Source organism: Pseudomonas sp. 58 R 3, from assembly GCF_900006605.1.
In the GTDB taxonomy this organism is placed as follows: domain Bacteria; phylum Pseudomonadota; class Gammaproteobacteria; order Pseudomonadales; family Pseudomonadaceae; genus Aquipseudomonas; species Aquipseudomonas salomonii.
The window spans coordinates 200,266-213,508 of record NZ_CVTT01000084.1; the positions used below are offsets into that span (position 1 = coordinate 200,266).

The 13,243-nt window shown below is 61.9% G+C and carries 10 protein-coding genes; all 10 read left to right on the forward strand.

Annotation, left to right across the window (positions count from 1 at the left end; translation table 11 throughout):
- Positions 1-34: 34 nt before the first annotated feature.
- A complete protein-coding gene (gene tssB / locus BFP92_RS27610) occupies positions 35-541 on the forward strand; it encodes a type VI secretion system contractile sheath small subunit (protein ID WP_017135823.1) in 507 nt (168 codons plus the stop codon).
- 2 nt (positions 542-543) lie between these two features.
- The gene (gene tssC, locus BFP92_RS27615; RefSeq protein ID WP_056860861.1) at positions 544-2,040 is read left to right on the forward strand and encodes a type VI secretion system contractile sheath large subunit; all 1,497 of its coding nucleotides are present in this window, start codon (positions 544-546) and stop codon (positions 2,038-2,040) included.
- 149 nt (positions 2,041-2,189) lie between these two features.
- Positions 2,190-2,678: an Hcp family type VI secretion system effector gene (locus BFP92_RS27620; RefSeq protein ID WP_005792512.1), complete on the forward strand. Its 489-nt coding sequence runs from the start codon at positions 2,190-2,192 to the stop codon at positions 2,676-2,678.
- 104 nt (positions 2,679-2,782) lie between these two features.
- On the forward strand, positions 2,783-3,298 hold the full coding sequence (gene tssE / locus BFP92_RS27625) for a type VI secretion system baseplate subunit TssE (protein ID WP_005792513.1): 516 nt from the start codon (positions 2,783-2,785) through the stop codon (positions 3,296-3,298).
- Positions 3,295-5,154, forward strand: coding sequence for a type VI secretion system baseplate subunit TssF (gene tssF / locus BFP92_RS27630; RefSeq protein ID WP_065931924.1), 1,860 nt, complete (start codon positions 3,295-3,297; stop codon positions 5,152-5,154). Before tssE ends, tssF begins: the two co-directional genes overlap by 4 nt.
- The gene (tssG, locus tag BFP92_RS27635) at positions 5,118-6,161 is read left to right on the forward strand and encodes a type VI secretion system baseplate subunit TssG (RefSeq protein WP_065931925.1); all 1,044 of its coding nucleotides are present in this window, start codon (positions 5,118-5,120) and stop codon (positions 6,159-6,161) included. The genes tssF and tssG overlap by 37 nt, the downstream gene beginning before the upstream one ends.
- Positions 6,154-8,811: a type VI secretion system ATPase TssH gene (gene tssH / locus BFP92_RS27640; RefSeq protein ID WP_065931926.1), complete on the forward strand. Its 2,658-nt coding sequence runs from the start codon at positions 6,154-6,156 to the stop codon at positions 8,809-8,811. The genes tssG and tssH overlap by 8 nt, the downstream gene beginning before the upstream one ends.
- A 158-nt stretch (positions 8,812-8,969) precedes the next feature.
- The gene (locus tag BFP92_RS27645) at positions 8,970-10,910 is read left to right on the forward strand and encodes a type VI secretion system Vgr family protein (protein WP_065931927.1); all 1,941 of its coding nucleotides are present in this window, start codon (positions 8,970-8,972) and stop codon (positions 10,908-10,910) included.
- A gap of 15 nt (positions 10,911-10,925) precedes the next feature.
- Entirely contained in the window at positions 10,926-11,360 is a 435-nt protein-coding gene (locus BFP92_RS27650; protein WP_065931928.1) for a DcrB-related protein, read from the forward strand.
- 12 nt (positions 11,361-11,372) lie between these two features.
- Positions 11,373-13,243 (forward strand): DUF6531 domain-containing protein (locus BFP92_RS27655; protein WP_170875860.1); only part of this gene is annotated, 1,871 nt, incomplete at its 3' end.

Here is a 13,243-nt window from a genome sequence, read left to right on the forward strand (position 1 = left end):
CAACACCGTCGCTCAAGCGACCAGGAGCAGCAACGTGGCGAAGCAAAGTTCTCAGAAATTCATCGCGCGCAACCGTGCGCCTCGAGTGCAGATCGAGTACGACGTCGAGCTTTACGGCGCCGAGAAAAAGGTCCAGCTGCCCTTTGTGATGGGCGTGATGGCCGACCTCGCCGGCAAGCCTGCCGAGCCGCTGGCGCCTGTGGCTGATCGCAAGTTCCTTGAGGTAGACGTCGACAACTTCGACTCGCGCCTCAAGGCCATGCAGCCACGCGTGGCCTTCCACGTACCGAATGAGTTGACAGGCGAAGGCAACCTGAGCCTGGACATCACCTTCGAAAGCATGGACGACTTCAGCCCGGCCGCCGTAGCCCGCAAGGTCGATTCCCTCAAGCAACTGCTCGAAGCCCGCACCCAGTTGGCCAACCTGCTGACCTACATGGACGGCAAGACTGGCGCTGAAGAAATCATCATGAAGGCGATCAAGGACCCGGCACTGCTTCAGGCACTTGCCAGCGCGCCTAAGCCAGCAGGGGATCAGTAATCATGACCGACAATACCGCCCGCGAAGGCTCCCAGATTCTGGGGGCTACCGAAGAAGCCAGCGAGTTCGCCAACCTGCTGCTGCAAGAATTCAAGCCCAAGACCGAGCGTGCCCGCGAAGCCGTGGAAACCGCCGTGCGCACCCTGGCCGAGCAGGCTCTGGCGCAGACGGACCTGGTTTCCAATGACGCGATCAAGTCGATTGAATCGATTATCGCGGCCATCGACGCCAAGCTCACCGCCCAGGTCAACCAGATCATCCACCACCCGGATTTCCAGCAGCTCGAAAGCGCCTGGCGTGGCCTGCACTACCTGGTCAACAACACCGAGAGCGATGAGCAGCTGAAGATTCGCGTGCTCAATATCGCCAAACCTGAACTGCACAAGACCCTGAAAAAATTCAAGGGCACGGCGTGGGACCAGAGCCCGCTCTTCAAGAAGATGTACGAAGAAGAATACGGCCAGTTCGGCGGCGAACCGTACGGTTGCCTGGTGGGCGACTACTACTTTGACCAGTCGCCTCCGGATGTCGAATTGCTGGGCGAGTTGTCGAAAGTCTGCGCCGCCATGCACGCACCATTCATCGCGGCCGCTTCGCCGACCGTGATGGGCATGGGCTCGTGGCAGGAACTGTCGAACCCGCGCGACCTGACCAAGATCTTCACCACGCCGGAATACGCCGGCTGGCGCTCGCTGCGTGAATCGGAAGACTCGCGCTACATCGGCCTGACCATGCCGCGCTTCCTGGCGCGCCTGCCGTATGGTGCCAAGACCGACCCGGTGGAAGCCTTCGCCTTCGAAGAAAACACCGACGGCGCCGACAGCTCCAAGTACACCTGGGCCAACGCCGCTTACGCGATGGCGGTGAACATCAACCGTTCGTTCAAACACTACGGCTGGTGCTCGCGCATCCGTGGCGTGGAGTCCGGCGGTGAAGTGGAAAACCTCCCGGCCCACACGTTCCCTACCGATGACGGTGGCGTGGACATGAAGTGCCCGACCGAAATCGCCATCAGCGACCGCCGTGAAGCGGAGCTGGCCAAAAACGGTTTCATGCCGCTGCTGCACAAGAAAAACACCGACTTCGCCGCGTTCATCGGCGCCCAGTCGTTGCAGAAACCGGCCGAATACGACGACCCGGACGCCACCGCCAACGCCAACCTGGCTGCGCGCCTGCCGTACCTGTTCGCCACCTGCCGCTTCGCCCACTACTTGAAGTGCATCGTGCGCGACAAGATCGGTTCCTTCAAAGAGAAGGACGAGATGCAGCGCTGGTTGCAGGACTGGATCCTCAACTACGTCGACGGCGACCCTGCACACTCCACCGAAACCACCAAGGCCCAGCACCCGTTGGCCGCCGCCGAAGTGATCGTGGAAGACGTCGAAGGCAACCCGGGTTACTACAACTCCAAGTTCTACCTGCGCCCGCACTACCAGCTCGAAGGGCTGACCGTGTCGTTGCGCCTGGTATCGAAACTGCCTTCGGCAAAAAGCGCGTAACTCGCTCGTTCCCACGCTCTGCGTGGGAATGCCGCCCGGGACGCTCCGCGTCCCAGTGACGCAGAGCGTCACAGGATGCGTTACCACGCAGAGCGTGGGAACGATCAGCGTTAATAAATTCTGTGGCTGAGTCCACACAGGGAGAAAACATGGCTGTTGATATTTTCATCAAGATCGGCGACATCAAGGGCGAGTCCATGGACAAGGCCCACAAGGACGAAATCGACGTGCTGAACTGGAGCTGGGGCATGGCCCAGTCCGGCAACATGCATGTGGGCGGTGGCGGCGGCGCGGGCAAGGTGAATATCCAGGACCTGTCGCTGACCAAGTACGTCGACAAGGCTTCACCTAACCTGATGATGCACTGCGCCAGCGGCAAGCACATCGACAAGGTCAAGCTGACCGTGCGCAAGGCCGGTGGCGAAAGCCAGGTCGAGTACATGGTGATCAACCTGGAAGAAGTGCTGGTCACGTCCCTGAGCACCGGCGGCTCGGGCACCGATGATCGCCTGACCGAAAACGTCACCCTGAACTTCGCTCAAGTGATGGTCGACTACCAGCCGCAGAAAGCCGACGGCACCAAAGACGGCGGCGCAATCAAGTTTGGCTGGAACATCCGTTCCAACACCAAGCGCTGATAGCCCTGGCGGCCGCAGCCAATGACCGCAGCCCCTGGCTGCGACCCCTGGCTGCGACCCCTGGCACCTTGTCCCTCTCTTAGCCCGTCCGTGGAGCTGCTTTGGTGGTAACTGAAATCGCTTCCCGCGACCGTCTGCAACCGTCCCTGCTGGACCGGCTGACCGACGACGACCCGACCAACCCCAAGGAAAGCGCCGATAAACGCGTGCTGTCCCTGACCCAATTGAAAGCTTCGGTGCTGCGCGACCTGGCGTGGCTGCTTAACACCACGTCGCTCCTCGACGCCGATGCCACGTTGCACACCCCGGCTGGCACATCGGTGGTCAATTACGGCCTGCCGGCGCTGGCGGGCAATAGTGTTTCCAGTGTGGATATCAAAGCCCTGGAAGCCCTGATCTATCAGGCGATTGCCACCTTTGAACCCCGAATTCTGCGCCACACCCTGCGCGTCAAAGCCCGCGTGGGCCATGGCGAGATGAACCACAACGCATTGAGTTTCGAGATCGAAGGCGACCTGTGGGCGCAGCCGGTGCCGTTGCGCCTGCTGCTGCAAACCGACCTGGACCTGGAATCCGGGCATGTGCGTGTCGTCAATGCCGACCAACGGAGGCGCCCATGAACCCGCGCCTGCTGGAGTTGTACAACCAGGAACTGCACCACGTGCGCGAAAGCGCCGCCGAGTTCGCCAAGGAATACCCGAAGATCGCCAGTCGGCTGACGTTGTCCGGCATGGACTGCGCCGACCCGTACGTCGAACGCTTGCTCGAAGGCTTTGCCTACCTCACGGCCCGGGTGCAGCTCAAGCTCGACGCCGAGTACCCGACCTTCACCCATAACCTGCTGGAAATCGCCTACCCGCACTACCTCGCGCCCACGCCGTCGATGACCGTGGTGCAATTGCAGACCGACCCCGACGAAGGCTCGCTGGCCAGTGGTTTCCCGCTGCCACGCGACACCGTGTTGCGCGCCGCACTGGGCCGCGAAACCCAGACTTGCTGCGAGTACCGCACCGCGCACCCGGTGACGCTGTGGCCGTTGCAGGTCAGTGGCGCCGAGTACTTCGGCAACCCCGCTGCCGTGCTGGGTCGCCTGGCGGCCAGCGAACCCAAGGCCAAAGCCGGCCTGCGCCTTACTCTGCGCACCGGCGCCGAATTACCCTTCAACAGCCTCGACCTCGATAGCCTGCCGCTGTACCTCAGTGGCGCCGATGAGCAGCCGTTCCGCCTTTACGAACAACTGCTGGGCAATGCCTGCGCGGTGTTCGCCCGCAAACCCGGTGGCGATTGGGTCGAGCGCCTGCCGCCAAACGCGGTGCGCTCCCGGGGTTTTGACGACGCCGACGCGGCCATGCCGGTGGTGGCCCGCGCGTTTCAGGGTTATCGGCTACTGCAGGAATACTTCGCCCTGCCCCACCGCTTCCTGTTCGTCGAATTCGCGCAGCTGAGCCGTGCGGTCAAACGCTGCGACGGCCAGGAGTTGGAGCTGATCGTGCTGTTCGACCGTCACGAGCCGAGCCTGGAAGGCAGCGTCGGCGCGGCGCAGTTCCTGCCGTTCTGCACGCCGGCGATCAACTTGTTTCCCAAACGCGTCGACCGTATCCACCTGTCGGACCGCGTCAACGAACACCATGTGATCGCCGACCGCACGCGGCCGATGGATTTCGAGATTCATTCGTTGAGCGGCATCACCGGCCATGGCACTGGGCCGGAGCAGCCGTTCCTGCCGTTCTATGCGGTGCGCGATCCGTCCCGCTACGGCCGCGATCAGGCTTACTACACGCTGCGCCGCGAGCCTCGCGTGTTGTCCAGTGACCAACGCCGTAACGGCCCGCGCTCCACCTATGTGGGCAGCGAAACCTTCGTCAGCCTGGTCGACAGCCAGCAAGCGCCCTACCGTCATGACCTGCGCCAGCTCGGCGTGACCGCGCTGTGTACCAATCGCGATCTGCCGCTGTTCATGAGCGTGGGCAACGGCAAGACCGACTTCACCCTGGCCGACAGCGCGCCCGTGTTGTCTGTGCGCTGCGTTGCCGGCCCAAGTCGTCCGCGTGCCAGCCATGCCCATGACGCCAAAGCGTGGCGCCTGATCAGCCAGCTGTCGCTCAACTACCTGTCGCTAAGCGAACAAGGCCAGGGCGCCGGCGCCTTGCGTGAACTGCTGCGCCTGTACGGCGACAGCAATGACGCGGCCCTGCAATTGCAGATCGAAGGCTTGCGCGAAGTCAGCAGCAAAGCCGTGACCCGGCGCCTGCCGATGCCCGGCCCGATCGTGTTTGGACGCGGCCTGGAAATCACCCTGGAATTCGATGAAAACGCGTTTCGCGGCACCGGCGTGTTCCTGCTCGGCGCAGTGCTGGAACGCTTCCTGGCACGTTATGTGTCGATCAACAGCTTTACCGAGACGGTGATCCGTACCACCGAACGCGGCGAGATCATGCGATGGAAAGCCAAGCCCGGTCGACGTCCGACCCTGTGAACACACTGGATGCGATGCATCAGGAGCCCTGGGAATACGATTTCTTCCAGGCGTTGCGGCGTATCGAGTGCGAATCGCCCGAGCTGCCGCGCCTGGGCCATTCCCTGCGCCTGGCCGATGACCCACTGCGCCTCGGGCAACAAGCCGATTGCACCTTCGCACCGGCCACATTGGCCTCGGTCGACCCCGCCGGCAATGGCAAACCGGCACGGCTGGAGCAGTTCTTTTTCGGCCTCGGCGGCCCCAACGGCCCCTTGCCGCTGCATATCACCGAGTACGTGCGCGAACGCCAGCGCAACAACGCCGACAGCACCAGCAAACAGTTTTTGGATGTGTTCCACCATCGCCTGCTCAGCCTGTTTTACCGAGCCTGGGCCGAGGCACGGCCGACCGTCAGCCACGACCGCCCGGATGATGACTACTGGTCCGCACGCCTCGCGGCGCTGAGTGGTCGAGGCATGCCGAGCCTGCTGAATCAGGGGCTGATTCCGGATACCGCGAAGCTGCACTACAGCGGCCACCTGTCGGCACAAACCCGCTACCCGGACGGTTTGAAAGCCATTCTCAGCGAGTACTTCGGCCTGCCGGTAACCATCGAAGAATACGTCGGCCAATGGCTGGAACTGCCGGAGCGCAGCCGCGTGAGTGTCAGCGCCAACCAGCTGGGCGTGGACTTTTGCCTGGGCAGCCATGTGTGGGATCGCCAGCATAAATTCCGTATCCGCTTGGGCCCGCTCAAGCTGGACGATTACATGGGCATGCTCCCCGGCAGCCAGCCGTTCAACGAGCTGGTGGCGTGGGTGGCCGAGTACCTGGGCCATGAACTGGACTGGGACTTGAACCTGGTTTTGCAACAACCTGAAGTCCCGAAGCTGCAACTCAATGGCCAATTCCGCCTGGGCTTCAACACCTGGCTCGGCCAACCCGAGCATGACGCCAACGACCTAATCCTGGCCCGGCATTACGCCGATCACGCCACCACCTCAAGGAATCCAGAGCATGGGTGAAATCAGTCGCGCCGCACTGTTCGGCAAACTCAACAGCGTGGCCTACAAGGCCATCGAAGCCGCCACCGTGTTCTGCAAATTGCGGGGCAACCCGTATGTGGAACTGGCCCACTGGTTTCACCAGTTGCTGCAACTGCAGGACTCGGACCTGCACCGCATCATCCGTCAGTTCAACGTGGAGCCGGCACGCCTGGCCCGTGACCTGACCGAAGCGCTGGACCGCCTGCCGCGTGGTTCGACGTCGATCACCGACTTGTCCTCCCACGTGGAAGAAGCCGTAGAGCGCGGCTGGGTCTACGGCAGCCTGATGTTTGGCGAAAGCCAGGTGCGTACCGGCTACCTGGTGCTGGGTATCCTTAAGACGCCAAGCCTGCGCCATGCGCTGCTGGGCTTGTCAGCTGAGTTCGACAAGATCAAACCCGAAGCCCTGAGCGAGCGTTTTGACGAATACGTCGGCGATTCGCCGGAGAATGCGCTCAGTGCCAGCGATGGCTTCAGTGCCGGTGCCGTACCGGGCGAAGCCAGCGGTGCCATGGCGCCAAGTGCGATGGGTAAGCAGGAAGCGCTCAAGCGCTTTACCGTCGACCTGACCGAGCAGGCGCGCAGCGGCAAACTCGACCCGATCGTGGGGCGTGATGAAGAGATCCGCCAACTGGTGGACATCCTGATGCGTCGGCGCCAGAACAACCCGATCCTCACCGGTGAAGCGGGTGTGGGCAAGACCGCCGTGGTTGAAGGGTTCGCCCTGCGCATCGTCGCCGGTGACGTGCCGCCTGCGCTCAAGGATGTGGAACTGCGCAGCCTCGACGTGGGCCTGCTGCAAGCCGGTGCCAGCATGAAGGGCGAGTTCGAACAGCGCCTGCGCCAGGTTATCGAAGACGTGCAGGCCTCGCCCAAGCCGATCATTCTGTTTATCGACGAAGCTCACACCCTGGTGGGTGCCGGTGGCGCCGCCGGGACCGGTGATGCCGCCAACCTGCTCAAGCCGGCGCTGGCCCGTGGCACCTTGCGTACCGTAGCCGCCACGACCTGGGCCGAGTACAAAAAACACATCGAGAAAGACCCGGCCCTGACCCGCCGCTTCCAGGTGGTGCAGGTGGCCGAGCCGTCGGAAGACAAAGCGCTGCTGATGATGCGCGGCGTGGCCTCGACCATGGAAAAACACCATCAGGTGCAGATCCTTGATGAAGCCTTGGAAGCCTCGGTGAAACTGTCGCACCGCTACATCCCCGCGCGCCAGTTGCCGGATAAATCCGTGAGCTTGCTGGACACCGCCTGTGCCCGCGTCGCCATCAGCCTGCATGCCGTGCCAGCCGAAGTGGACGACAGCCGCCGTCGCATCGAAGCGCTGGAAACCGAGCTGCAAATCATCGCCCGTGAGCATGCCATCGGCATTGCCATTGGTGCGCGTCAAACCCATAGCGAAGCCTTGCTGAGCGCCGAGCGCGAACGCCTGGCAACGCTGGAAAGCCGCTGGGCCGAAGAAAAAACCCTGGTTGATGAGCTATTGGCCACTCGCGCGACCTTGCGCGAAAAGGCGGGCGTGGTAGACAGCGGCAACGATGAGTTGCGCGCCCAACTGGTCGACCTGCAACAACGGCTCACTGCGCTGCAAGGCGAAACCCCGCTGATCCTGCCGACCGTGGACTACCAGGCCGTGGCCTCGGTGGTCGCCGACTGGACCGGCATCCCGGTGGGCCGCATGGCACGCAACGAACTGGAGACGGTGCTCAACCTCGACCAGCATCTGAAAAAACGCATCATCGGCCAGGACCATGCCTTGCAGATGATCGCCAAGCGCATCCAGACCTCCCGCGCCGGGCTCGATAACCCAAGCAAACCGATAGGCGTGTTCATGCTCGCCGGCACCTCGGGTGTGGGCAAGACCGAAACCGCCCTGGCCCTGGCCGAAGCCATGTACGGCGGTGAACAGAACGTCATCACCATCAACATGAGCGAGTTCCAGGAAGCCCACACGGTATCCACACTCAAGGGCGCGCCACCAGGTTATATCGGCTACGGCGAAGGCGGTGTGCTGACCGAAGCGGTGCGGCGCAAACCCTACAGCGTGGTGCTGCTGGACGAAGTGGAAAAAGCCCACCCGGACGTGCACGAAATCTTCTTCCAGGTGTTCGACAAGGGCGTGATGGAAGACGGCGAAGGCCGGGTGATCGACTTCAAGAACACCCTGATCCTGCTGACCACCAACGCCGGTACCGAGCTGATTTCCCAGGTGTGCAAAGACCCGGCGAACATCCCCGAGCCGGAAGAAATCGCCAAGGCGTTGCGCCAGCCGCTGCTGGAGATTTTCCCGCCGGCTCTGCTGGGCCGTTTGGTGACGATTCCGTATTACCCGTTGAGCGATGAGATGCTCAAGGCGATCACCCGCCTGCAGCTCAATCGCATCAAAAAGCGCGTGGAGAACACCCACAAGGTCGCCTTCGATTACGACGACGCGGTGGTCGATTTGATCGTCTCGCGCTGCACCGAAACCGAAAGCGGCGGGCGCATGATCGACACCATCCTGACCAACAGTCTGCTGCCGGACATGAGCCGTGAATTCCTCACACGCATGCTCGAAGGCAAGGCGCTGGCGGGTGTGCGTATCAGCAGCCGGGATAATGAATTGCACTACGACTTCAGCGATTGACCTGACGGAATACGATCAAAACTGTGGGAGCGGGCTTGCTCGCGAATGCGGTGAATCAGTCACCGGTTGCATCAGCTGACACACCGCATTCGCGAGCAAGCCCGCTCCCACATTTAGAACCGGTTCCTACAGTTAATACGCAATTTACGGGACTACCGATGCTATTCAACCAAGCCTCACGCCTGGCCAAGATCACCAGCCCTCTGGGGCCGGATGTGCTGCTGCTCAATGAAATGGGCGGCGGCGAGGAGCTGGGCAGGTTGTTCAACTATGAGCTGCGACTGACCTCGCTGGACGCCAACATCGACCTTAACCAGTTGCTGGGCAAGCCGATGAGTGTCGGCGTGCAGTTGGCGGACGGTGGCGAGCGGCACTTCCACGGCATCGTCGCGCGTTGCAGCCAGAATATCGACCAGGGCCAGTTCGCCAGTTATCAGGTGACCCTGCGCCCGTGGTTGTGGCTGCTCAGCCGCACCTCGGACTGCCGGATTTTCCAGAACCTGAGCATCCCGCAGATCATCAAGCAGGTGTTCCGCGACCTGGGTTTTTCCGACTTCGAAGACGCGCTGAGCCGCCCGTATCGCGAGTGGGAATATTGCGTGCAGTATCGCGAGACCAGCTTCGATTTCGTCAGCCGCCTGATGGAGCAGGAAGGTATTTACTACTTCTTCCGCCATGAGCAGGACCGTCATGTGCTGGTGCTGGCCGATGCTTATGGCGCCCACTCCACGGTGCCGGGCTACGCATCGATCCCGTACTACCCCAAGGACGAACAGCAGCGCGAACGCGACCATATGCACAACTGGCACCTGGCGCAGGAAGTGCAGCCGGGGTCGCTTGAGCTTAACGACTACGACTTCCAGCGCCCCAGCGCCAGCATCGACGTACGCTCGGCCATGCCGCGCCCGCACACCGCCGGCGACTACCCGCTGTACGACTACCCCGGCACCTACGTGCAAAGCGCCGACGGCGAACACTACGCGCGCACCCGCATTGAAGCCCTGCAAACCCTGCATGAGCAGGTCGAGTTCAGCGGTAATGCGCGTGGCCTGGGCTCGGGCCATTTGTTCAGCCTCACCGGCTTCAGCCGCCAGGACCAGAACCGCGAATACCTGATCGTCGGCTGCCGCTATGCCATCGTCCAGGAAAGCCTGGAAAGCGGCGGAGGCTCGGGAGCGGCGCAGTTCGAAAGCAGCCTCACCTGTATTGACGCCCAGCAAAGCTTCCGCCCGTTGGCCAGCACCTATCGGCCCATCGTCAAAGGCCCGCAGACTGCGCTGGTGGTCGGCCCCAAGGGCGAGGAAATCTGGACCGACCAGTACGGCCGCGTAAAGGTGCATTTTTACTGGGACCGTCACGACCAATCCAACGAAAACAGCTCGTGCTGGATACGTGTGTCGCAATCCTGGGCCGGTAAAAACTGGGGCTCGATGCAGATCCCACGGATCGGCCAGGAAGTGATTGTGAGCTTTCTGGAAGGCGACCCGGACCGGCCGATCATCACCGGGCGGGTGTACAACGCCGAGCAGACCGTGCCTTACGACCTGCCGGAAAACGCCACCCAGAGCGGTATGAAAAGCCGTTCCAGCAAAGGCGGCACGCCGGCCAACTTCAATGAAATCCGCATGGAGGACAAGAAGGGGCTGGAGCAGTTGTATATCCACGCCGAGCGCAACCAGGACATCGTGGTGGAAGTGGATGAAAGCCACTCGGTGGGGCACGACCGCAACAAGAGCATTGGCCATAACGAGACGGTGACGATTGGAAATAACCGCCTGCGTATCGTCAAGCAGGAGGACATCCTCTCGGTAGGCCAAAGGAAGACCGACAGCATCAGCCAGAGCTATGTGATCGAAGTGGGCGAGAACCTGCGGCTGGTCTGCGGCGAAAGCATCCTGGAGTTAAATGCCAGCGGGCAGATCAACCTCACGGGCGTGAATATCAGTTTCTATGCCAGCGGCGATGCCGAGTTTAATACCGGCGGCCTCCTGCACCTGAACAACGGCGGCGGCGCTGGTGCCACGCCCGATGGCCAGGGCGTCAAAGCCAGCATCGACGCCAATATCAAAGCCGCGTTCCCCACGCCTAAAAGCTCCTGACGAGACCTGTTTGCCATGACGTACCGAATCAACGAATTTCAGTTCCAACTGCCGGCCGCAGAGTTGCAGGACGCGACGATCAATATTCTCAAGTTTCCCGAGCTGGGCACTTCTTTGATCGTCAGCCGCAGCTTGCTGGCCGAAGGCGAAACGTTGCACAGCAACTTCGACGACCAACTCAAGCGCCTGGAAAAACAGGTGCAGGAGTTGCGCTGCCAACCCCGCGTTACCGTGCGCCTGGGCGCCGCTCAAGAGGTGGAAGGTATCGAGTTGCGCAGCCAGTTCAACAAGGGCAATGACAAGGTGTTTCAGTATCAACTGGCGCTGGTGTTGCCAGGTACGCGCAAGATGCTCGCCTTGAGCTATGTGAAGGCTGAAAAGCTGGGCGATGCCGAGGCTGCGCACTGGGCATTGATCAAAAACTCGTTGTCGTTCGACGCTATTTCTTGATGAGCCGCCTGCATGTCTGACGCGTTATGGGCAGCCCGGATGGGCGATGCGCTCTCCCACACGTCGATGATGGCGGACATCCTCGGCGGTGTGCTGGAGGTGGCGGCCAATATCGCGATCACGGCCGTGGCGACGGCTGCCGTGGTGGCTGCCACCGGCATTACCGTGGTCACCGGCGGGCTCGGCTGCTTCCTGCTGGGGGCGGTGGTGGGCACGATTGTTGGCCTGGCCATGAGCAAAAGTGGCGCGGACAAAGGGCTGACCAAGCTATGCGATGCCTTCAGTAACGCCCTGTTTCCGCCCACGGTGCAGGCGAACATTCTCACCGGTTCCACCAATACCCTGACCAATAACATACCTGCCGCCCGTGCCGCCGGGGCGATCAGCTCCCATGTCACGCCGGCCGGTACCGAGCTGGAAGAAACCAAACCCGAGCCGGAACCCAGTTACCTGGACATGGCCGAGGGTTTCTTCTCGCAGATGTGGCGCCCTACCGTTGCAACGCCTGCGCCGGGCGCCGTGCCCAAGCCGCTGGACCTGGTGGTGTGCATGAAGCACCCGCCGATGCCGCCGCAGTTTCTGGCCGAAGGCTCGGATAAGGTCACCATCAACGGCCAACCCGCCGTGCGCAGTGGTGATCGCAGTACCTGCGATGCGACGGTGGTGTCGTCCGGGCTGATTTCCTCCAACGTGACCATCGGCGGCGGTTCGGTAGTGGTGCGTGAAATTCGCAGCGGCAAGACGCCCGGCGTCGGGCTGGCGGTTACAGCGCTGTTGATGCTCAAAGGGGGCAAGGGCAAGTTCTTCAGCAAGTTGCCGTGCATGTTGGTCAGCGGCGCCACTTCGATGGCCATCAGCAGCGCGATGGGGGCCGCGGCCAACGCCGCGATGGGTTCGTCGAACCCGGTGCATGCTGCGACGGGCGCGAAGGTATTGGGTGATGTCGAGGAGCTGGATTTCGTACTGCCGGGCATCCTGCCGATTGACTGGCAGCGCTTCTACAACAGTCGCGATGAGCGCCCGGGCAGCCTGTTTGGCGTCGGCTGGAGTGTGCCGTACGAGGTGTGCGTCGACATTCAGCCCCATCCCGAGGGCGGCGAAACGCTGGTGTATACCGATGAGCAGGGTCGGCCCATCGACATGGGCGCCATTCCCTTGGGCGGCGCAGTGTTCAGCGCCGGTGAAGGGCTTGCGGTGCGGCGACACCTCAATGGGCAGTTGCTGATCGAAAGCGACGACGGCATGTACCGCTTGTTCGAAGCTGCGCCAGCGAACCCGTCGCAACTGCGTCTGAGCCAATTGGGTGATCGTAACGACAACCGCATCTACCTCGACTATGACGAAACCGGGCACTTGGTGCGCCTGCGCGATACGTTCGATCTGGTTCAGGTTGAGCTGATCCGCGATCAGGGCTATCTGAGCCGCATCGAACGCCTGTACCCGGATCAACGTCGCGAAGTGCTGGTGAGCTACGGCTACGACGCAGCGGGCAATCTGGCGCAAGTGCGTGATGCAACCGATCAAGTGCAGCGGCGCTTTGCCTACGATGCCGGGCGCCGAATGGTGGAGCATCAATTGCCCACCGGATTGCGCTGTTTCTATGAGTGGGCACTGGTTGAAGGCCTGGAATGGCGCGTGGTTCGGCATTGGACCGATGAGGGCGATGCTTACCAGTTCGACTATGACCTGCAGGCCGGACTCACGCGGATCACCGATGGTTTGCAGCGCGTGAGTACGCGGTACTGGAACACTCAACATCAGATCATTCAATACAGCGATAACCTTGGCCAGACCTGGCTGTTTGAGTGGAATGACGAACGTCAGTTGCTCAGCGCGACTGATCCGCTGGGTGGGCGCTATGAGTACAGCTACGATGAGAGCGG